This window comes from Aquisalibacillus elongatus (assembly GCF_003843875.1).
Classification (GTDB): domain Bacteria; phylum Bacillota; class Bacilli; order Bacillales; family Alkalibacillaceae; genus Aquisalibacillus; species Aquisalibacillus elongatus.
Genome location: NZ_RKRF01000009.1, coordinates 233160 through 253169, shown reverse-complemented (window position 1 = coordinate 253169; position 20010 = coordinate 233160). Strand labels below are relative to the sequence as shown.

General features: G+C 40.3%; 25 protein-coding genes and 1 riboswitch. Of the genes, 11 read left to right on the top strand and 14 right to left on the bottom strand.

Annotated features, from left to right (window positions below; translation table 11 throughout):
* Positions 1-4: 4 nt before the first annotated feature.
* Positions 5-466: a DinB family protein gene (locus EDC24_RS09510; RefSeq protein ID WP_124221976.1), complete on the bottom strand. Its 462-nt coding sequence runs from the start codon at positions 464-466 to the stop codon at positions 5-7.
* A gap of 440 nt (positions 467-906) precedes the next feature.
* On the opposite strand from EDC24_RS09510, the gene EDC24_RS09505 reads away from it, so the two are divergent.
* From EDC24_RS09505 to EDC24_RS09495, 3 genes are all read left to right on the top strand, one after another.
* A complete protein-coding gene (locus EDC24_RS09505) occupies positions 907-1308 on the top strand; it encodes an HI0074 family nucleotidyltransferase substrate-binding subunit (RefSeq protein ID WP_124221975.1) in 402 nt (133 codons plus the stop codon).
* 50 nt (positions 1309-1358) lie between these two features.
* Positions 1359-1655 carry a hypothetical protein gene (locus EDC24_RS09500; RefSeq protein WP_124221973.1) on the top strand — a complete coding sequence of 99 codons (297 nt, stop codon included), beginning with the start codon at positions 1359-1361 and terminating at the stop codon, positions 1653-1655.
* Positions 1656-1759: 104 nt separating this feature from the next.
* Positions 1760-2134 carry a DUF2680 domain-containing protein gene (locus EDC24_RS09495; RefSeq protein WP_124221972.1) on the top strand — a complete coding sequence of 125 codons (375 nt, stop codon included), beginning with the start codon at positions 1760-1762 and terminating at the stop codon, positions 2132-2134.
* 32 nt (positions 2135-2166) lie between these two features.
* On the opposite strand, the gene EDC24_RS09490 is transcribed toward EDC24_RS09495, so the two are convergent.
* Positions 2167-2409, bottom strand: coding sequence for a DUF2164 domain-containing protein (locus tag EDC24_RS09490; protein WP_124221970.1), 243 nt, complete (start codon positions 2407-2409; stop codon positions 2167-2169).
* 74 nt (positions 2410-2483) lie between these two features.
* Here EDC24_RS09490 and EDC24_RS09485 point away from each other — a divergent pair, with 74 nt between their 5' ends.
* A complete protein-coding gene (locus EDC24_RS09485) occupies positions 2484-3251 on the top strand; it encodes a hypothetical protein (protein WP_124221969.1) in 768 nt (255 codons plus the stop codon).
* Between the two features lie 35 nt (positions 3252-3286).
* Here the strand turns inward: EDC24_RS09485 and EDC24_RS09480 are convergent, their stop codons facing one another.
* From EDC24_RS09480 to EDC24_RS09430, 11 genes are all read right to left on the bottom strand, one after another.
* On the bottom strand, positions 3287-3688 hold the full coding sequence (locus EDC24_RS09480) for a secondary thiamine-phosphate synthase enzyme YjbQ (RefSeq protein ID WP_124221967.1): 402 nt from the start codon (positions 3686-3688) through the stop codon (positions 3287-3289).
* Between the two features lie 168 nt (positions 3689-3856).
* On the bottom strand, positions 3857-4153 hold the full coding sequence (locus EDC24_RS09475; protein ID WP_124221966.1) for a hypothetical protein: 297 nt from the start codon (positions 4151-4153) through the stop codon (positions 3857-3859).
* Between the two features lies 1 nt (position 4154).
* A complete protein-coding gene (locus EDC24_RS09470) occupies positions 4155-4700 on the bottom strand; it encodes a tetratricopeptide repeat protein (protein WP_124221964.1) in 546 nt (181 codons plus the stop codon).
* Between the two features lie 25 nt (positions 4701-4725).
* A complete protein-coding gene (locus EDC24_RS09465; protein ID WP_124221962.1) occupies positions 4726-5535 on the bottom strand; it encodes a 2-amino-3,7-dideoxy-D-threo-hept-6-ulosonate synthase in 810 nt (269 codons plus the stop codon).
* A gap of 21 nt (positions 5536-5556) precedes the next feature.
* The gene (locus tag EDC24_RS09460) at positions 5557-6663 is read right to left on the bottom strand and encodes a 3-dehydroquinate synthase II domain-containing protein (RefSeq protein ID WP_124221961.1); all 1107 of its coding nucleotides are present in this window, start codon (positions 6661-6663) and stop codon (positions 5557-5559) included.
* Positions 6664-6773: 110 nt separating this feature from the next.
* Positions 6774-8003, bottom strand: a complete 1230-nt coding sequence (locus tag EDC24_RS09455; RefSeq protein ID WP_124221959.1) for a phenylacetate--CoA ligase family protein — start codon at positions 8001-8003, stop codon at positions 6774-6776.
* Between the two features lie 13 nt (positions 8004-8016).
* Complete coding sequence (locus tag EDC24_RS09450) at positions 8017-8778, bottom strand: amidohydrolase family protein (protein ID WP_124221957.1); 762 nt, start codon at positions 8776-8778, stop codon at positions 8017-8019.
* A 1-nt stretch (position 8779) separates the two neighbouring features.
* On the bottom strand, positions 8780-10117 hold the full coding sequence (locus EDC24_RS09445) for a phenylacetate--CoA ligase family protein (RefSeq protein ID WP_211342362.1): 1338 nt from the start codon (positions 10115-10117) through the stop codon (positions 8780-8782).
* Entirely contained in the window at positions 10118-11224 is a 1107-nt protein-coding gene (locus EDC24_RS09440) for a tetratricopeptide repeat protein (protein WP_124221955.1), read from the bottom strand.
* Positions 11221-11985: a tetratricopeptide repeat protein gene (locus tag EDC24_RS09435; RefSeq protein ID WP_124221953.1), complete on the bottom strand. Its 765-nt coding sequence runs from the start codon at positions 11983-11985 to the stop codon at positions 11221-11223. Before EDC24_RS09435 ends, EDC24_RS09440 begins: the two co-directional genes overlap by 4 nt.
* 14 nt (positions 11986-11999) lie before the next feature.
* Entirely contained in the window at positions 12000-12569 is a 570-nt protein-coding gene (locus tag EDC24_RS09430; RefSeq protein WP_124221951.1) for a tetratricopeptide repeat protein, read from the bottom strand.
* Between the two features lie 271 nt (positions 12570-12840).
* On the opposite strand from EDC24_RS09430, the gene EDC24_RS09425 reads away from it, so the two are divergent.
* Positions 12841-13659, top strand: a complete 819-nt coding sequence (locus EDC24_RS09425; RefSeq protein ID WP_124221949.1) for a putative RNA methyltransferase — start codon at positions 12841-12843, stop codon at positions 13657-13659.
* A gap of 173 nt (positions 13660-13832) precedes the next feature.
* On the opposite strand, the gene EDC24_RS09420 is transcribed toward EDC24_RS09425, so the two are convergent.
* A complete protein-coding gene (locus tag EDC24_RS09420; protein WP_124221948.1) occupies positions 13833-14072 on the bottom strand; it encodes a DUF362 domain-containing protein in 240 nt (79 codons plus the stop codon).
* A gap of 362 nt (positions 14073-14434) precedes the next feature.
* Between EDC24_RS09420 and EDC24_RS15415 the strand changes: the two genes are divergently transcribed.
* The 6 genes from EDC24_RS15415 to EDC24_RS09395 all read left to right on the top strand — a co-directional run bounded on the left by EDC24_RS15415 (position 14435) and on the right by EDC24_RS09395 (position 19776).
* Positions 14435-14569, top strand: coding sequence for a hypothetical protein (locus tag EDC24_RS15415; RefSeq protein ID WP_281274516.1), 135 nt, complete (start codon positions 14435-14437; stop codon positions 14567-14569).
* Between the two features lie 61 nt (positions 14570-14630).
* On the top strand, positions 14631-15473 hold the full coding sequence (locus EDC24_RS09415; RefSeq protein WP_124221946.1) for an MBL fold metallo-hydrolase: 843 nt from the start codon (positions 14631-14633) through the stop codon (positions 15471-15473).
* A 108-nt stretch (positions 15474-15581) separates the two neighbouring features.
* A riboswitch (SAM riboswitch) is annotated at positions 15582-15693 on the top strand.
* A gap of 92 nt (positions 15694-15785) precedes the next feature.
* Positions 15786-16805 carry a homoserine O-acetyltransferase family protein gene (locus EDC24_RS09410; protein WP_342769358.1) on the top strand — a complete coding sequence of 340 codons (1020 nt, stop codon included), beginning with the start codon at positions 15786-15788 and terminating at the stop codon, positions 16803-16805.
* Positions 16806-16830: 25 nt separating this feature from the next.
* Entirely contained in the window at positions 16831-18147 is a 1317-nt protein-coding gene (locus EDC24_RS09405; RefSeq protein ID WP_124221942.1) for an O-acetylhomoserine aminocarboxypropyltransferase/cysteine synthase family protein, read from the top strand.
* On the top strand, positions 18147-19121 hold the full coding sequence (locus tag EDC24_RS09400) for a homoserine dehydrogenase (RefSeq protein ID WP_124221941.1): 975 nt from the start codon (positions 18147-18149) through the stop codon (positions 19119-19121). Before EDC24_RS09405 ends, EDC24_RS09400 begins: the two co-directional genes overlap by 1 nt.
* Before the next feature lie 178 nt (positions 19122-19299).
* Positions 19300-19776: a nuclease-related domain-containing protein gene (locus EDC24_RS09395; protein WP_170158534.1), complete on the top strand. Its 477-nt coding sequence runs from the start codon at positions 19300-19302 to the stop codon at positions 19774-19776.
* Positions 19777-20010 lie beyond the last annotated feature (234 nt).

Sequence of the window (20010 nt, the reverse complement as noted above, 5' to 3'; positions counted from 1 at the left end):
CTATTTATTTACGAATACACTTTTTTAAATCATTTATCGCTTGGGTATGCATACCTTCGTGAAAGATCGTTCTGATGAGTACTTGTTCAATCGTGAACATCCCCATTTCAGTTGGAGGGAATTCTTCTTCCAATCGATTTCCATACAAATCCTTGATTTTCTGAATTTGTCCGTTTAGAAGTTGCTTTAACTCTTCAAAAGACGGTGTCTGCTCATCAAAATTTGAAGCGCTTGTCCCAAAACCAAACCATTGGTTGAACTCTTCGGGGTAAAGTTCATCTTTTGTCAAAACTTTAATCCACATATATTGATCCATGTAAACGTGTCCCAAATTCCAGCGAATGTTGTTGTTGAACTGCTTAGGAATGATATCAGCTTCTTCCTCAGTCACATCACTAACACTAAGTAAAAGTTCCTCACGGTATGTATTAAGTTGATTAAATAATATTTCATGTCGTTTTTTCATCTTTTTCACCTCTTACTATTATAATTCCACTAAAATATGACAAATCCTTTTATTAATTTGAATCTGGAACACGCAACATTTTTTCACATAGAACGTCAATCTATGTTATTTTTATGTATAAACACCGCATAAACAGCCTGAAAAGGTCGCATAAATTTTGGATTTTGTTACATTCGACAAGATTCGAAGCGCATAAATTCGAAAAAGTAGCGCATAAACCGTGAAATGCGGCGCATAAATTGATGATTCTGTAATTTTATAAATGATCGTACAGTAGAGATTATCTTTTGGGCAAAAAGGCCGCATAAACCACTTAAAAAGGTCGCATAAATTTTGGATTTTGTTACGTTCGACAAAATTCGAAGCGCATAAATTGGAAAAACCAGCGCATAAAAGACAAAACATAGCGCATAAACGCAAAAATTAAAGGAGTTTTTTTAATGGATAACAGTCAGGAGATTCGTTGGAGACAGTTCTTTGAAAACTTTGAGAAAATTTATTTATTATTAGAGGAATACAGTGATGATCTGTTGGAAAATGAGCTTGAGATAGCAGGGTACATTCATTATTTTGAAATGGCCTTAGAGCATGCGGGTAAAGTGAATTATGCTTATTTAGAAGCGAAGGAGATTGCAGCCGAGACGCCACGGCAGACTATTAAAGAGATGGCACAACTGGATATCATTCATGATGAACGCATTTGGTTTAAGGCCCAAAATCGTAAAAACCTTGCGTTTTATATTCATAATGATGAGCTGGCCAATGAGCTTGTCGGTGATATAGATCATACATATTTACCTGAATTGGAAAAGTTTTATCATAACTTAAAAGAGTTGTTATAATTTGTAAGACATAATCAATCTCACCCCAATCCAAACTAATAGAGATCATCATGAAGAAATGGGGTGTAGTGATGCGAATGAATATGAGAAATATTCAGTGGTTACCGATGATTGCCTCAATAGGGATTGGTGCTGCGGCTTACAGCATGATGACAGGTCGTGGTGGTCAGCTTCAAAGTTTTTTACCCATGATTACGAATATGATGAATCAACAGCAAAATAAATCACAAACGACTAATCAAGCTACTCAAACTAATCAACAGCAAAACCAACCTAACCCAATGGGGCCGATTGCTCAACAAGCACAGCAAAATCAACAACAGCAACAACGACCAAGTGTTCATTAATAACTAACAGAAGCGGGGAAACCTGCTTCTGTTTTTTTATGGATAAAAAAGTAAAAACTGAACACTTTAAATGGGGAAACTTGTCATAGGAGGAGGGATAGCATATGAAAAAATGGGTTATTGGTTTAATGTTGACAATGTTGATGTTCGTAGGTATGAATGGTATTTCGGCTGAATCGATGAACAAAGATGTTGAGTTGACGGATGAACAAAAGCAAGAAATGCAACAGCTTCAACAAGAATCGCTTGAGTATGAGAAAAGTATCATTGATAAGTATGTGGAGTACGGAGTGTTCTCACAAGAAAAAGCTGAAAAAATCAAGAACCACCTAGAAGAGCGTTATGCTAAGCTTGAGGAAAATGGTTTCGTTCCTAAGTGGGATAAGAAGCATCACAAAAACACTTGGGGTGACGATAATGACGGCGATAAACATGATGACAGCGACGACAAAGACGATGACGATAATATTAATGACTAACGAAAAAAGCCAACAACAACGTTGGCTTTTCGTTATTTAATCGGGCGTTCTAAGGATCTAATGTCTTCGTCCAAGTTCATCACTCTTTCATCAACGACTTCTCGAGCAGCTTTTAATCCTTCATTATAAAAGAGAGAGCCAATGTCTTCTTTTATAAACTCAAAAAAGTTCTCCGCAGCTATCTCACCGATTTCCTCACCACGTTCCATTTCAAAGTGGCTTTTAATACGATCTAACACTATTTTCTTTTGCTCGGGGTCAAGTTTTAAATACATATGAAGCCTCCTTTTTGTAAATACAGTATATCATGCTAAAATATAGTGAGATTATATAGTGAAGTGGTGATACATTGGATTTAACGATTTCAGAGATTTCTGCTTGGTTTTTAATAGCTGTGGCAGTTATTGGGTTATCTAATTTAATAAAATATAAAGGCCGAATGCAAGACTTTGACTTATTAGTGTTGGTCTTTCTTGTAGCAACGAATGTTGTGTTTTTAATTTTGAGCTATTTTGATCCTTTGACATTTGATTTATTATCGAAAAAGTTCTTGGTTTTAACACTAACTGCAGTTGTCCTTAATTATTTACTAAATAAAGCTATAGAAGGGCGAATGAAAGAGAAAAATGTTGCGGTTAATTGGCGCGAAGATCGGTTATTCATAAAAATTGTCTCTATTACTGGTGCATTGCTCTTGTTAGGCTTTTTTGCTTTTACAATTTGGTATTCAACACCGAAAAGTATTAATTATACGTATGAAGGTTTGCTTATAGAAGAGTCAGAGGCGCAAGAAACGGTAACAGTTGAAATCAATGGCGAATTGGATCGTAGCCTAGCTGGTGGCGGCAGTTATGTTGGTACTTTCCAAGTACAAGGTGAAAGTATTGATATACCCGAGGCAGAACTCGATGCTTGGGTAGACTATCGCGGGTCTAGTAATGGTGGAATTCTTCGTTATTCTGAAGATGGCTCCATAGGTGATTCTACAATGCCGGGCTACATTCATTTAGAAAATAATTTCCAAGAATTTGTCCTTTATTTAGAGCAAGGCGGGATAATTGTCGCACCTGCTGATGGAGAAGGAGAAGCATTAGAGAAAATTTCAGAATTAGAATAATAAAGCTGCCCAGTGTGTTATCTGGGCAGCTTTTCTTAACCTTCCATCAGTTTAATGTAATAATTGCGATTCCGAGGTCCGTCAAACTCGCAAAAGTAAATGCCTTGCCATGTGCCGAGGACGAGTTTGCCTTGATCGATGATGATTTGTTGGGACGGGTTAACCGTGCTCGTTTTTAAGTGAGCGGCTGTATTGCCTTCCATATGTCGGTCGAGCTGATGGTCCCAAGGATAAACCTCATCAAAACGTCTGATCATATCAGTTTTGACATCAGGGTCTGCATTTTCGTTAATGGTGATGCCTGCGGTCGTATGTGGGCTGTAGACGAGTGCAATGCCGCTTTGAACTTTTTGCTCTTGGATAAATTGTTGAACCTCATGTGTAAGGTCGATCATGTCGTCATGGGACGTTGTACGTAAACTTAATTTCTTTAGCATGGATATCACCTCATCTATAGGGTAATCTCAAGAACTTACATGAATCAAATGATTTAAGAAAAAAGACGCTACCGAATTCTGTTCGGTAGCGTCACATGTTGTTAAACAGTCTAATATATTATATTAGCCAAGTTGTTTTATCGGTTTGAAGGTTGTGGATTCTGGTTCTTAGGGTTGTGAATCATGATCAGTGGATAAAATTTCTTCTACAATTTCTTTTTCCTGTTTCGTTTTGCTTTTATTCTTCTTATTGGTATTCATTAACGTAGGGTCCATGTGCATATACGGGTTGTAACCTGCAGTTGGTTGCATATATAAATAAGGGTTATAATTCGTATATGCGTTGGTATTATTGTAACTTGGACTAGCGTGACCATTCATATATTGGGCATATTGAGGTGGGATATAATTCATATAAGAATTAGCGCCACTCGACTGTCCATGTCCGGAGTATTGATGATACATGTTATCCCTCCTTTTTTCGTTTTTTTCTAAGCTTCTCGTAATCAGGGTTTCGGTTTAACAGCTGTTCTTTTATCGATTTGGCCTGTTTGGATTGTTTGTTCCGTTTATAAGCGGAACTTAATTCGTATAAAATGTCTTCATATTGATCTTCTGAAAAGATACTGCGATCCTTTTCGTAAAGGTGCAATAAATGTTCAAGGTCTTCGATTGCTTTTTCAGTACGTTTAAAATATTTTTCAGGTATACGACTGTTGACGTAAGCACTTAAGAACCTTACGTCAGTATGGTTAGGATATTGTTGGACAACTTGGTCTAATACTTTTAAGCCTTCGTTGGCTACTCGGATTCGTTCTTTGTTGTTACTGGCGTCTCTGCCAACTAGCGTTATAATACTTCCATAATAAGCTTTGATGAGTGGATCGTGAGGGTTAGATTGTTGTAGTCTCTTTAACATTTGGTAGGCATCTTCAACTGCTTGTTTGTTACCGTCTACCCCTTGATCGTGCAATCGTTTAGCTTGAATAAAGTCTGATTGCAAAACGGACAACCATCATCACCAACTTTCGTATGCTTTAAAGGGCTAAGTTCCCTTTGTCTAAAAAGCTTTGAATTTCATCGCTTGTTAAGTTGTGGTCCATGACGTAGCGGATTTGTTTAGCGATTAACGTAGGGTTTTTATCTTGGTAAATGTTACGGCCGATGGACACGCCGCCTGCACCTGCTTGCATGGCATCTGCGACCATGGTGAGGAGTTCCTTCACTGAATCAACTTTCTCACCTCCTGCGATGACAACAGGGATTTGAACAGCGTTTGTTACGTCTTTGAAACTTTCTAAGTCTCCAGTATAGTTAACTTTTACAATGTCAGCTCCTAGCTCCTCAGCAATGCGTGCGGCGTGTTTCACTTTTTCTGAATCAAATTCATGATTTGGATCGCCATCTCTAACGTACATCATAGCCATCAGAGGCATTCCCCATTGTTCACACTGCTCAGCGACTAATCCTAAGTGCTGAAGCATATGACCTTCATGCTCATTTCCTAAATTGACGTGCACGGAGATAGCAGAAGAACCTAATTTAATAGCGTGTTCAACTGATGATACTAATTCTTTGCGATTTGATTGTTGATTTAAGTTTGTCGATGCAGACAGGTGAACGATCAATTCACCAGGGGTTTTGGAATTCAACTCAGTAATGTTCCTTACTAATCCTTTGTGAACAACTACTGCATCTGCGTAGCCGTCAAACACATGGCTCGCGGCCTGTTTTACATCGACGATGCCTTCAATAGGTCCCATTGTAATCCCATGGTCCATAGCGACGATCAGTAATTTATCCGAATGTTTATACAAGCGATTAAGTCGTATATCTTTTCCTTTCAATGATTAACCCTCCAATCATTTTTAAACTTCGGTAATGGTTTCATTGACTTTAATTCCAACATGTCGGCCTGGTTCGCATACATATGCAAGTAACTCATCACCGGGTTTAACTTTATTGGCGTTTCGCGGTTTGCCATCTGCGCCCATCACCCGGATGTGCCAATCATCTTGAACAATCACATTTAATTCTGTTCCTTCTACTTCACCTTTAATTAGCAGGAGTGGGCGCACTTCTTTTTTGATTCGACCAACTGTCAGTTCTCGCGTTTCGCCTTTCGTGTTGACGCATAGGACTTTACTTCCCACGGCTAAGTCTGAAATATATTCGGACGTATCATTAGGCATCCAGACGTAGGAATGGATGGCGCCGGCGTTTACGCGAAATGGTCTTAAATTCATATATGGCAAGTAATGAGTTTCTGAGCAAACAAATATGCCACCACTTGAAGTTGATCCCACAAGCATTCCTTCATCTTGGGTCATAATGTCAGTCGTATCAATACAGCCTCGAACACCCATGCCAACGTGTGTAACTTCAGTCACTTTGAGTGGATGAAGCTCAAGTTGATCCACCATCTCTTGCGACAAAAAGTCGACAAGCTTCATGACCTCTTGTAAGTTATCGGATGAAAACATGACCCCATCACTACCTGTTTCTAAGCAACCTAGCGCAAGCTCAACATCGTTAAATGATAATGATTTTCTTAATAAAACGGTGTTTCGTTCTTGAAGTTTAGCGATAATTAGTTCTAATGGAATATTGGTTGGAAGATCAAAGTCAACAGCAGCATAATCAAATTTAATCGCATCTTTCCAAGATTGTTCGAGGGCTTCCTTATCGTTCACTTCCATGTAAACGCATGTTTGATACCCTTGTTCTTTAGCTTCTTCCAGCAAGGATTGATCTGATGAAAATACGTACTCACCAGAAGGAACTTGGTTTAAATCATCTTTGTGTTTAACTTCAGTTACCAATTCAGTCTTTTGAGGGAAGTGATCTTCTTGTCGCTGTTCAGGGCTAACAATAATTTTTGTGATTTTGGAGTTGTGAACTAACCCCCAAATGTCTTGTCTAGAAGCAGGAACAACTCTTCCGTCGAAGAACACTTCTCGCTGTAATTCTGACACTGAAAACACTCCTTTCAGTAAAACTTCTATTTAATAGTTTATGGTCAATTAAGATGGCCCGTTTACTTGTCTGTACCGTTCTTCATGACCATATTATAAACAGGCCAATACTATCTAACATTCAACTCATCACCCGAGTAAAAGTACTTCGGTTTGGTATTGAGTCCATTCGAAATTAATTTTTCTCGGTTATAGATGGTGCCAGTAGGAACGAGTTCGATCTGCATTGGGATGTCGAACTTAGCCTCGAGTAGACACTGGAATGTGGGGGATACATGGTCTGTTTCTTGTTCTTTTTCGATAATGATCTTCAATTTTTGTTGGTCAACTCCAGCACGCCAAAAACGTCTGCATGGGAGGTAGGATATGATTTCTTCGATGTCCCAGATGTCTATTTTTTTATGATCGATGAGTAGCGTATCGTCACTTCTTCCTCTAATTTCAATCATTTGTTTTCTGCCGCAAAGACAGGTGTCATCCCGTAACCTGGCCCGATCGCCTGTATGATAACGGATCATAGGTGTTGCATCTTTTTTCAGCGTCGTAATGACGAGGTGACCAAATTCGTTTGGCTGTACGTCTTCGGTAAGCGAATCATCTAAAATTTCCACTATGAAATCATCGTCGAGCACATGGGCGTTTTGGTATTTACAATCAATCATCGATGTTCCGATCTCCGTCATCCCGTAAAATTCATAGACAGGAATGCCCCAAATCTCTTGAATGAGTTGCCTTCTAGCAGGAGAGAGTGTCTCACCTGCTGTACAAATTGCTCGTAGATGGGGAAAGTCATCTTTAGGATTAAGGCCAAGAATTTCGGCCGTTTCAGCAATCATGATGGTTTGTAAAGATAAACAAGATAGCACGGTCACATCGAGCTTTTTCATTAAATCTACAATTTTAGTAAATGGTGTTGATGTTGTTCTGCCACTTGCGGGAATGACGCAAGCCCCTTTTAATTGAACGGCTTCATGAATCATATGAGCTGCGGCGGATAGGGCGTAGGGGAAGCGGATGAGTACGATATCTTTATCATGAAACTGAATACCGCATGAAGCGATTTGTTTGGCGTTATGGTAGACGTCCTCTTTTGTAAACCAGGACGATACAGGGTTACCTGTTGTACCTGATGACTCGTGATATTGGTAAAGGTCCTCGTTTGGGACGCAACGCAAACCATTAGGCGAATGTTGCCTTAAGTCTTCTTTCGTTGTTAAGGGTATGTCTTTTAGTTCTTGAATCGTCGTTAATGGTTGAGTAGGAAGCCGCTGTTTATAAAAAGGCGACTTTCTGGCATGCTGGATTACACAATTTAATTTTTTTAGGTTAGAAGAATTCATATGCCATCACCTACTAAAATTGGAGGCCTAAAAGGTTTTGGATGTTTTGGCCCAACATCAGATCAAGTTCGTCATCAGTGGCGTCGAGCAATAATATATTTTGTAACTCGAGCTTTGGATGAGACAGTGGGAATTCTGAACCGAAAATGATCTTGCTTGCGCCGATTTTTTTAAGTGTTTCTTGAATGTGTAAGTGGCTTCCTTGTGAAGTTTCTAAGAAGAAGTGATCCATTTTTAAAGCTGCTTCGACACCTTCAGTATCAGCAGGACCAAATCCCATGTGCCCTAAAATAAAATTCGTGTTTTTAAATTCTTCAGCCAGTGAGATTAAGCGTTTCGTTGAAGCGCCTGGGTTGAAGACAGTGTGTGTATAAAGTGGCACATTGTACTGCCCGCATAATTCTGCAAGTTCTTTAACTGTTTGGCTGGCAAATGAGAACTGGTGCGACATTGGTGAGAGTTTTAAGCCTTTAAACCCGTCATTTATGGCTTTTTCAAATTCTTCAACTGACTGAGCTTCGCGCGGATTGACACAATAAAAAGGCGTTAACTTATCTGGGTGCTGAGTGATGGCTTCTTTTAAATATTGATTGTTAGGCGGTTCTTTAGATGGTTTTTCTTTTCCGATAATATAATCGGTCAGTTTTCGGACATCTAGCATACCCCCTGGTACAACGACACCATGGCCAATCCCGGCAACTTCTAAGTGCTTAACGTATAAATCAATACTTCCGTAGTCAGTCGGCGATAAATGGGCATGTGCATCAATGATCATGTTAATCCTCCTCGTGTACGACGCGTACGGTTTTTCCAGTTGACCTCGGCATTTGATCGACAAATTCAAATTGAAAAGGAATTCCTAAGTCGAATTCCAACTTTGAAGCCAAAGCTTCTTTTAGTGACTCAGACGCTTCAACGCCATCGTTTAGCTCACAGCGGATCTTAATGACATCAGCCTGAGGTCGAACGACAAATTCAAACCAATTCCCAACTTCAGGTAAACGCATCAGCATTTCTTCTAAATAAATAGGGGAGTACGATTCGCCTTGAAAGTCGATTTGATCCACTAGGCGGCCTCGAAGATGTAATCTTGGAAGCTCGCATCCACAATCACATACATCGGGGTCAATATAGCCTAAGTCCTTTGTGCGGTATCGAATCATAGGTGAGTCATAACGAACCGTAGATGTTACGACGATTTCGCCGACCTCACCGGGCTCCAATACGTCACCTGTATCCGGTTCAACAATTTCAATAATGGCATGGCCCATTGGAAGGTGGTAGCCATTATGCTCTTCGCATTCAACACCTAATCCGCCACACTCTAGTGAACCATAGTAGAAATGGGCTTGTGTTCCCCAAAGTTCTTCAATGCGTTCTCGAAAGGCTGGTGAACAACCTTCTCCAGTTAGCCATACAGCTTTAAGCGGTAATGACTTAAGGTCAAACTGCATTTGATCAGCTGACTCTGCCAACTGAATGGCCCAAGATGGCGTTGTGATGACGATGGTTGGTTGTAAGTCTCTAATCATTCTCACGGTTTTATCTGATGTCGAGTATGCGCCCCCTTTTCCAGTTGGGACAACCGTCGCTTCACAGCCTTCTAAAAATGTTTTGTGAAAGGCGAGGCCAGCTGAACTCATTTCATAAGGTAACGAATTAATACAAATATCTCCTTTTTTAATTGGGAAGAGCTTTGGATACCCTGGAGACAATTCATGCAAATAGTAATCCTCCCAGGTATACATCATATAAATCTCTTCGCCGCCGGTCGTTCCGGTTGATACTTGAACGAGCGAGATATCTGCTTTGTCACAAGCTAATAGCGCCCAAGGGTTGCCTCTTAGTTCGTCTTTCGTCATTAATGGCAGCTTGTTCAGATCTTTAAGCTCCTGAATATCTTCAGGGCTAACTTGAAGCTGATCCATTTTGTTTCGATAAAATTCACAATGGTCATAGGCGCGTTTTGTGATTTCTATTAGAGACTCTTCTTGAAAAGCCTCGAGCTTCTCAAGTGGCATTCCATCAGGGAATTCAGTATCACTTGAAAAGTATTTAATAAGCGGTTCTGGTTTAGAGATCCGCTTAAGTCGTTTTTCAAATAGTGAATTCAATTAATACACCCTCTCTAGTAATAAAATCTCGTAATCTAAATCAGGGTTATCTCTTAACAGGTCTCCCCAAATCAATTTAGCCATCCAGCCTTTCTCATGTTTTTCATAAGCTAAGCCCAATTGGTATAAAATCTCGTGGTAAGTTTCTTTTGAAAAAATAGAAGAATCTTTTTGGTAGGCTGACTTAACTTTTTCAAAATCCTGAATGGCCTGATCTTTAAAGTCTAAAAAGGCTTTTGGGAAACCATTAATTAGAAAAGCCCTTAACATGAGAGCTTCAACATTGTTAGGGTCCTTTTCTAGAGCTTTTTTAATTTCCATGTATCCTTCCATGGCTTCACCAAATTGCTCTTTCGGCTTGCTTTTATCTCTGGCTAATAAGGCTTTGCAGCTTCCGAAATATGCTTGAGTTACCGGGTCATTAGGGTTGCTTTGAAACTCACGCTTCCATAAGTCATAGGCTAACTGGACGGCTTGTGCATTTCCTTTAGCTCCAAGGTAGTGCAACCGTTTAGCTTCATCTTTCATTGGAGCTGTGTAATCCATCAGTTGATAATTGTAAGTCTGTTTCGGTTCGTGGCTTTCCATTAATGTTATAAATCGTTGTGGCGGGTCTAAAGTGATTAGCTTATCCCATACTTCTTGAGCTTCTTCTGAATCTTCCATAACTAAATTAGCCAACCCTAAGTCGTATAAAAGCTGATAATAGATTTCATTTGAAAAAATACTAGAATCTTGTTCGTAACGTTCAATTAAATATTCAAGATCAACAATAGCCGTCGTTGTTCGGTGGAAAAAATGCTCTGGTAAGCGAAGTGCGTGGTAACCTCTCAAGTATCGATATTTAATATGATAAGGCTTAGAATTCACAACACTATCGAATAATTTCATTGCTTCGATCGCTTTTCCAATCATATCTGAAGCGTCATCAGAGAATTTAGATTGTAAAGAGAGACAATCAGCGTAATGAATTTTGTAATCCAAATTAGCCGGATTTTCTGAGTAAGCTTTTTGAAAGTATTCGTATGCTTGGTTAGCTACCTGCTGATCACCGGATAATGCTTGCAAATATAGATCTAACTCATGTTCATTCAAGGTATACGTCATCGTGAACGCCTCGACCGTCTTCTGCTTTTTTCCCGTTTTGTTTGAGGGAATTCTATTAGTTCTTCTGGTTCTTCATTGCTCTCAAAGGTTGGTGTGGAGTCCACTTCTTTGGCTGGGGAATCGTCTATTCCTTCGTGACTCAACAACGTACGAATCTCCTCATTTGGGTTAAGATTGCTTAGTTTTGTAAAGACTTGTTGTGCCTGATCTTGTTTCTCAGTTCGTTTGTACGCTATTCCGAGATCATAGAGTAGTTGCCAATACATATCCTGAGAGAATACCTCAGGGTTGGATTCGTATTGATTAATTAAATACTCGAAGTCTTCCACGGCTGTTGATGTTCGTTGAAAGTACATTTCAGGAATGTTGTAGCTTACATAACCTCTTAGCATTCTAATTTCAGAGTGCTCAGGTTCCTTTTTGACAACATCATCGAGGATTTTCATTCCTTTTCTAACTAGTCGAAAACGATCCTTTGTATCAGCTGCGTCACGCCCGAGTAGCGCGACGACACTGCCATAATAAGCTTCAATTAAGTGGTCTGAAGGTGCTTTTTGTTTGATGTCTTTTAGAAGTTTAAAAACTTCTTTTACAGCTTTTTCATCACCAGCAACTGCTTTTTCATGTAGCTTTTTGGCTTCATCAAACGTGGCTTCCCAAGTGTCGCCTTCTTGTTTCCACATTTCAGAGTTCTTCTGAATAGATTCATTGACTTCACTTGGAACGTATTGTTTCCAGATATCTTGATAGTTTTGTCCCATACGTTTGACCTCCTTTATAATTGACTCAAATCAACTCCCTCATCCTGAAGTAGTTGTTGGTATTTCTCAGATTCAATAGAGCTTTCTAATAGCTTTTTCCAAGATTTCAAGGCTTTTTTGTTTTTACCAATGTTTTGATAAGCAAATCCTAGGTCTAGCAATAATTTTTCATAAAATCCTCTTTTCAGTTGGATGTTATTTTTTTCATATTCGTTAATAAGATATTGAAAATCGTTTATGGCCGTTTCGGTACGACCAAAAATATCTTCAGGGATCTTAAAGCAGACATAGCCCCTAATGGTGCGAATATCTTCATTGTCAGGACTTTGGGCTACGATCTTATCTAAAATATCTAAACCTTCTTCTGCGTATTCAATTCGTTGAATAGGATCGAGATCTTCATTACGTCCTAGTAGAGCAATAGTACTGCCATAATAGGCTTCGATTAGTGAGTTGTTGGGCTGTTGAACGCGAATGTCTTTTAATAATTGATGGGCTTTCGTAACTGACTGATCATCTCCTTCAATCGCTTGATCGTGTAGTCGTATAGCTTTATTAAAAAGGTCTTTCCAATCTTTACTCATAAATGACCTCCTATTCGTTCAATGGTACTTATAAACTATTCAAAATCTATTTATTGGAAAAGGCGAATGGTAAAGGGTTGGCAAAATTAATAAAACAACCTATGAGTATTGAAATTGAAAAATTTTTGCTATCATAACGTTGAAGCTTTTTTAGAATTTGTGAGCTTTTTTGAAGTTTATGTGTATCGAATAATGTCGAACGTTACAGTTTTGGTTTTTTATGTGGTATTTTTACCCTTTTTATGTGGACTTTTTGAAAGGTTGAAGTTAAATGAAGAAGATTGATCAATTCAAAGCATATATGAAAAAACATGAATGGTTATTTCAGTGTCCGATCTGTCAGGAAGCCATGAGCGTTGAGGAGAACCGATATGTGTGTGGAAACAACCATTCATTTGATATCGCTAAAAAAGGTTACGTTAATTTTATGATGCAACCTGTCAAAACGAAGTATGATAAAACGCTATTTGAAGCTCGTCATCACATTATTGAAAGTGGAATGTATTCACCCGTACATAAAGAAATAGCTGAATTAGTTGAGGGGTCTCATCACTTAGTGGACCTTGGTTGTGGGGAAGGGTCACACCTTGCTCATATCAGACAGCGTGTACCGAATCCATTAACAGGGGTTGGGTTAGATATTTCGAAAGAGGGTGTCATGACAGCGGCTAAGAACCATTTAGATACGGTTTGGTGTGTTGGGGATTTAGCGCAGACACCATTTAAAGGTTCTGCGTTCGATACGGCGCTGAACTTTCTATCTCCAGCAAGATATGATGAGTTCAAACGGATTTTATCACCTGAAGGTCGTTTAATTAAGGTGATTCCAAATTCGGGTTATTTGAAGGAATTGAGGGAAGCTGTTTATGGCGATGAGCCTTATGATAATCAGGATACAGTTGAGTTGTTTGAATCAAATATGAAGTTAGTTGACCGGAAGCGTGTGACATACCAAATGCCTTTAAATCAAGACTTAGTCACATCACTAGTCAAAATGACACCTCTAACTTGGAATGTGGAAGAGGATCTAGATGTAGAACTGAATGAGATTACGGTGGATTTGGATATTTTAGTAGGGGTTCGAGAGTAACGTGGTTGCAATCGAGAGTAAAGGGCTTTTGTTCGAGAGTAACGTGGTTGTAATCGAGAGTAAAGAGCATGAGTTCGAGAATAAAAGGTATGAAATTGAGAGTAAAATGACTATAATCGAGAGTAAACCTCAATGACAAAAAACGGCACAGGTCTAACCTGTGCCGTTCCTCTTTACTTATTTCCGAAAAATTCTTCTGCTTGTTTTAAGTATTTTTCTTCTTCTGGCATGAGTTCAAAATCTTCCACGATGGCCGCAACCGGGCAAACGGATACACATGCACCGCAATTAATACATATATCTGGATCTATGTGGAATTTATTTTCGCCTTCTTCAATACAGTCAACTGGACAAACTTCAACGCATTCACCTGCTTTTTCTGTTTCGCAAGGGCTAGTTATGACGAAAGCCATTTCATATCCTCCTTTTATAACTTCTATATATAACAATAATGATTATAGAGTTATTCCGTCAATGGATTGGCTCATGGTAATTCGTACAATTTTATTAATCAAGAGACAGTGACACGGTTTGACTCTGTTAAATTAAATATAATAAAACAAGCAGTTATATATTACCTGTAGTTAGGTGTATAGGTGACCAATCTCTCTCTTTTCGTTTGCAGAATGTTGGAAGCTATGGAACGATTCTTTCAAACCTACGGCTAGTATAACTGTGGGCAGGGTGTTAGCCTCCAGCACCCTGTTTACATACAATTGACTAAAACGCCCCTTGGTGTAAAATGGAAATAAGAAAAGACGTTGGGGTGTAGAAATTGAAAAAGCGTAAGAAAAAAGAACGGAAAGAAGCGCGTGATTACTGGATTGTAGACGTTATCTTTTCGTTTATTGATGTCATTCTGTTAGGTATTAGAAAAATTACCAGGCTCCTTTTTCAGTTTTGGAATTAGCTGTTCACCATGTATGGTGGCAGCTTTTTTTGTCATACTAGGGGAAAAAGGAGGTGCGCGTATGGATCAAGAGATGAATTATGGCGAGGATTATAAATTTATTCCTGCCACATCCGTCAATAGTGGAGTAGGGTTTGAAGTTTTGCCTGATGTGTATTGTCATACGATTCAAATCGTCAATATTCTATTAGTCGGAAATCAGGATACAGGTGACTTTGTGTTAGTAGATGCGGGGATGCCGAATTCGTCAGATGATATTATAAAACTCATCGAGGAGCGGTTCGGTGAGGGAAGCAGACCGAAAGCGATTGTTTTAACTCATGGGCATTTCGATCACGTTGGAGCGATTATTGAACTCGTTGAACATTGGAACATTCCGGTTTATGCACATTCTTTAGAGTTACCTTATCTGACAGGGAAGGCACAGTACCCCAAGCCTGATGCATCTGTTGAGGGTGGTTTAGTGGCCAAAATGTCACCATTTTTCCCCAATGAACCAGTTGATTTAGGCGACCACGTGGAGGCGTTACCTTCTAACGGAAAAGTGCCTTATATGGATGGTTTTCACTGGGTTCACACCCCAGGTCATACGCCAGGACACGTGTCATTTTTTAGAGACGAAGATGGGGCTTTGATTGTTGGAGATGCGTTTGTCACCGTTAAACAGGAAAATTTGTGGGATGTGATGAACCAAAACCAAGAGATCAGCGGCCCACCACGTTACTTAACGACGGATTGGGAAGCGGCAAAACAGTCGGTTCAAAAGTTGGCTTCACTAGAGCCTTCCGTGGCCATAACTGGGCATGGGCTCCCGATGCATGGTGATGAGCTGACCAACCATTTAAGAAGGCTGGCACAAAACTTCGATGAGTTAGCCAAACCGGATTACGGAAGATATATTTAATGCATATTCTCCATCGCTCATCATAAAATTTATATTATATACTTAGTTGACACGTTCATTAGACCGTGCTAGTATATCAATTAATCTAAAATTTAATAGCATTTAAAACTCTTATCTAGAGTGGCTGAGGGACTGGCCCGTTGACGCCCGGCAACCTTCAAACATCGGTTTGAAAGGTGCTAATTCCTGCAAAGCAAAAGATTGCTTTGAGAGATGAGAGAGGATATTACGATAATATAAGTATAAATGCCTCTCTGCTCAAAGCAGAGGGGCATTTTTTATGTTCAACAAAGGTTGAAAGGAGGGATGGCTATGGGGACCATCTCGTACGAAACGAAAAGCGTTACGATTCCCAATTTTAATCTAGAAACCGGTGAATCGGTTGATGAAATTCAATTAGCATATGAAAGAGTTGGCCCGAAAACGGCACCTGTCATCTTGGTTTGCCATGCGTTAACAGGTAATCAATATACGGTTGGGCAAGATGATGAGCCTGGCTGGTGGCATGGGTTAATCGGTGAGGGAAAATACATTGATACTCGGTATTATCAGGTGTTGACGTTTAATGTGTTAGGAGGCTGTGATGGATCATCGGAGCCTGAATCATTAAATTTTGAGAAGTTAACCGTCCGTGATTTGGTCGAAGTTCAATTTGTCGCTTTAAACATTTTAGGAATCCATCATGTGAAAGCAGTAATCGGTGGATCGCTTGGAGGCATGCAAGTTCTAGAGTGGGGCTTGATCTATCCCGACTTTATGGACGCCATTTTTCCAATAGCGGTAACGCCTCAGTTTAGCGATTACGCAATTGCGTTTAACCATATCGCCAAACAGGCAATAGAGCAGGATTTAAAGCAAAGTGGTGAAGCAACACAAGGTCTTAGTCTCGCAAGGATGATCGGCATGATTACGTATCGGTCAGATGATTTATTTAGTAAACGATTTGCGCGCGGTGAAGTGGATGGTGAGTATGATGTGGCGTCCTACTTGGATCACCAAGGGGAAAAACTCGCCAAACGCTTTAATCCATATAGTTATACCACGTTGTTAGATGTGATGAATGGTCACGACATCGGTAGAGGCAGAGGCGGCTATCAACAAGCGATTCAACAATATAAGGTGCCGATTTTTGCTTTAGGATTTAAAAAAGATTTGCTTTATCCGTCTAGTGAAATGAAACGATTTGTGATTGACGTTCAGGAAACGGGTGGTTACGCCGAGTTTTTAGAGGTTGAGACCATTTTTGGCCACGACGGGTTTTTAGTTGAATTCGAAAAATGGGGGCCGTTTATTCAAGACAAATTATCATCATTGACGGCAAAAGCCGTTTAAATAAACAAAAAGGGAGCGATTTTTAATGACAGAGAAAAATTATCGATTAGAGACAGTAGGCATTCATGGTGGTTTGGAGGCAGATCCGGCAACGGGCGCGCGTGCATTGCCGATTTATCAAACAAACTCCTATAAGTTCAACAATACTGATCATGCGGCTGATTTGTTCGCGCTAAAAGAGCAAGGATTTATCTATACTCGAATCGGAAATCCGACAGTAGGTGCGTTAGAAGAGCGCGTAGCTCAGCTTGAAGGTGGAGTAGGAGCGTTAGCACTGGCAAGTGGAATGGCGGCCATTTCGACAGCGATCTTTAATGTAGCTGAAGCTGGAGATGAGATTGTGTCAGCTTCATCTCTTTACGGCGGCACTTACAACTTATTTTCAACAACCCTTCCGAAGCATGGAATCCAAACACATTTTGTTGACCCTAAGGACCCTGAAAATTTCCGCAAGGCGATCACATCGAAGACGAAGGCCATTTTTGCTGAAACGATTGGTAACCCCGGGTTAACGGTGTTAGATATTGAAAAAGTCGCGGACATTGCGCATGATGCAGGGGTACCGCTAATTGTCGATAATACTTTTGCGACTCCTTACTTATGCAGACCTATCGACTTTGGCGCAGATATCGTTGTACATTCCGCAACGAAATGGCTAGGCGGTAATGGAACGACGCTCGGCGGCATCATTGTAGACGGTGGCCATTTTGACTGGAACTCTGAAAAATTCCCTGGATTCACACAACCTGACCCAAGCTACCATGGCATCGTGTATGCGGAAGCTTTACCAGAAGCGGCTTTTATTACGAAAGCTCGTGTACAGCTGTTGCGTGATACTGGCGCGGCACTAAGTCCTTACAATGCCTTCCAAATTGCCTTAGGAATCGAAACATTGCACGTTCGAATGAAAGAACATGTGGCAAACGCCAGGCAAGTCGTAGAGTATTTAGAGTCACATCCGGGCGTAGAATGGGTGCTTTATCCCGAGCAAGAAGAGCACGAATCGAAGGGTTTAATTGGAAAATATTTACCAAAAGGAGCAGGGTCCGTCGTCGTTTTTGGAATCAAAGGCGGGCGAGAAGCAGGTTCTGATGTCATAAACAACGTTGAATTATGGTCACACCTAGCCAACGTCGGCGATGCGAAAAGCTTAATTATTCACCCGGCAAGCACGACGCATCAGCAGTTGAGTGAAGAGGAAATTAAAACGACAGGCGTAACCGAAGACTTAATCCGCTTATCGGTTGGAATTGAGCATATTGACGATTTACTAGAAGACTTAGAGCAAGCTATCGAGACCGCAACAGGCGAAACTTCGAAGCAGGAATACGTGAAGGCCTAATGGATTCTGTTAAGGTCGCTATCTTAGGTTTTGGAACCGTCGGAAGTGGCATATATGAGATCATTTCCGAGCAACAGGAACGGTTAGAAAAGGTACTGGGTCGCCCTGTTGAAGTTGCAGCTGTTTTAGTGAAAGACTGCAGCAAGGAGCGCACCATTCCGAGCGACGTACTGGTGACAGATGACTTTGATGATATTTTAAGGCTGTCAGATTTAGATGCGGTGTTTGAGGCCATTGTTGGTGTGGAGCCAGGTTATACTTATTTATCGAAAGCTATTGATGCTGGTTTACATGTAGTGACGGCTAATAAAGAATTGTTCGCATACAGAGGCTTGGAGCTTAAACAGCGAGCCGAAGAACGCGGTGTTAATGTACGTTTTGAAGCAACCGTCGCAGGAGGTGTCCCGATTATCGGTGCTCTCTGCAACTTGCTTCGAATGAATCAAATTGTGAAAATCGAGGCCATTTTGAACGGAACGTCGAATTATATTTTGACGAAAATGAGAGAGGAACAAGTTTCGTTTGACCAGGCTCTGTCTGAAGCTCAGCGACTCGGATACGCTGAAGCAGATCCCACGAATGACATCGAAGGCTTCGATGCCCTTTTTAAAGTGGTTATTTTAGCTGAACTATTGTCTGGGCAAAAAGTTGATTGGGATGAAGTGTACCGAAAAGGCATAAGCCATATTACGGCTTACGATTTGGCCCAGGCAAATGGACGTATCAAGCATATCGGAAGGTTAGTTATTGACGGCGACGGTATTCACGCCGACGTCCGTCCGATATCGTTAACTGAAAGCCATAAGCTTTATCCAATCGAGGGCGTCGATAATGCCATTGTCGTGACTGGCGACTTAGTCGGTGAGCTCGTCTTTCAAGGTCCCGGTGCAGGTAAGCTTCCAACAGCGAGTGTTATGGTTGAGGATTTTGTGGATTTATTTAAATCAGCTCGAAAACCTGTTGATATTTTTTAAAAACCTGCGTGTATTTCGGAAAAACCTGCGGATAAATTTAAAAAACATGCAGATAAAATTCAAAAACCTGCTTATAAATTACAAAAAACTGCAGAAAAGGCGTCCGCGGACGCCTTTTTTTCAACTTGATTTTTTTGAAAAAATTCATAAAATATAAGATTAGAAAGGACTGATGCTTTTGATTATAAAAAATCATTCACATTCTCCATATCACTTACAGCTCGAATCTCTTGTAGGGAGAGCCTCGCAACAGAAAATTGAGAAACCTCTCTATCAAGAAAGGTCCGGCTACTTTGGGGAACGCGCCCTCGATTATCCTCTAAAGAAAGTACAATTCCCTCATTTCACGACCCACCATGTCAGGCTTGAAAACGATCAAATAGGTTTTCAAATGGATTCAGTCTTGTGGACGCCAAGGTACGACCTCATCATCGAAGCCAAAGACTATACCGGCCACTTAACTTTCAATGAAGGATTCAATCAAATTATCCAACGAAAACTCGTCGCTGGTAAGGAAGAGATCAATGTGTATGACGACCCCGTCTTGCAAGTCGAGGAACAAAAATTACAACTAGAATTATGGTTAGAAGCCGAGGGACAATTCTTTCCCCCGATTGAGACCCTCGTTGTGATGACCAATCCCCGAGCCTACTAAGAAGCTCCGGAAAACTCCATTTACCAACAAAAAGTCATCCCGCTCAGTAAACTCTCATCTAAACTTAGAGAAATCGATCAGCATTACAAAAAAGAGTACCTTTCATTAAGCCAAACTCGTAATCTAGCGAAATTTGTTGCTAGTAGGCACACACCCTGGAAGCCAGATGTTTTTAAGAGACTAGGTCTAAATCCGAACGAGATTAAGCGCGGAGTTCGTTGCCCATCATGTAGA

Coding starts and splice junctions, on each gene's coding strand:
- EDC24_RS09410 (WP_342769358.1), top strand. CDS start 15,786: ATGGGGACCATCTCGTACGAAACGAAAAGCGTTACGATTCCCAATTTT.
- EDC24_RS09420 (WP_124221948.1), bottom strand. CDS start 14,072: ATGGCTTTCGTCATAACTAGCCCTTGCGAAACAGAAAAAGCAGGTGAA.
- EDC24_RS09480 (WP_124221967.1), bottom strand. CDS start 3,688: ATGCTAAAGAAATTAAGTTTACGTACAACGTCCCATGACGACATGATC.
- EDC24_RS09455 (WP_124221959.1), bottom strand. CDS start 8,003: ATGAATTCTTCTAACCTAAAAAAATTAAATTGTGTAATCCAGCATGCC.
- EDC24_RS09415 (WP_124221946.1), top strand. CDS start 14,631: ATGGATCAAGAGATGAATTATGGCGAGGATTATAAATTTATTCCTGCC.
- EDC24_RS09405 (WP_124221942.1), top strand. CDS start 16,831: ATGACAGAGAAAAATTATCGATTAGAGACAGTAGGCATTCATGGTGGT.
- EDC24_RS09425 (WP_124221949.1), top strand. CDS start 12,841: ATGAAGAAGATTGATCAATTCAAAGCATATATGAAAAAACATGAATGG.
- EDC24_RS09450 (WP_124221957.1), bottom strand. CDS start 8,778: ATGATCATTGATGCACATGCCCATTTATCGCCGACTGACTACGGAAGT.
- EDC24_RS09510 (WP_124221976.1), bottom strand. CDS start 466: ATGAAAAAACGACATGAAATATTATTTAATCAACTTAATACATACCGT.
- EDC24_RS09475 (WP_124221966.1), bottom strand. CDS start 4,153: ATGTATCATCAATACTCCGGACATGGACAGTCGAGTGGCGCTAATTCT.
- EDC24_RS09430 (WP_124221951.1), bottom strand. CDS start 12,569: ATGAGTAAAGATTGGAAAGACCTTTTTAATAAAGCTATACGACTACAC.
- EDC24_RS09400 (WP_124221941.1), top strand. CDS start 18,147: ATGGATTCTGTTAAGGTCGCTATCTTAGGTTTTGGAACCGTCGGAAGT.
- EDC24_RS09490 (WP_124221970.1), bottom strand. CDS start 2,409: ATGTATTTAAAACTTGACCCCGAGCAAAAGAAAATAGTGTTAGATCGT.
- EDC24_RS09495 (WP_124221972.1), top strand. CDS start 1,760: ATGAAAAAATGGGTTATTGGTTTAATGTTGACAATGTTGATGTTCGTA.
- EDC24_RS09500 (WP_124221973.1), top strand. CDS start 1,359: ATGAAGAAATGGGGTGTAGTGATGCGAATGAATATGAGAAATATTCAG.
- EDC24_RS09505 (WP_124221975.1), top strand. CDS start 907: ATGGATAACAGTCAGGAGATTCGTTGGAGACAGTTCTTTGAAAACTTT.
- EDC24_RS09435 (WP_124221953.1), bottom strand. CDS start 11,985: ATGGGACAAAACTATCAAGATATCTGGAAACAATACGTTCCAAGTGAA.
- EDC24_RS09440 (WP_124221955.1), bottom strand. CDS start 11,224: ATGACGTATACCTTGAATGAACATGAGTTAGATCTATATTTGCAAGCA.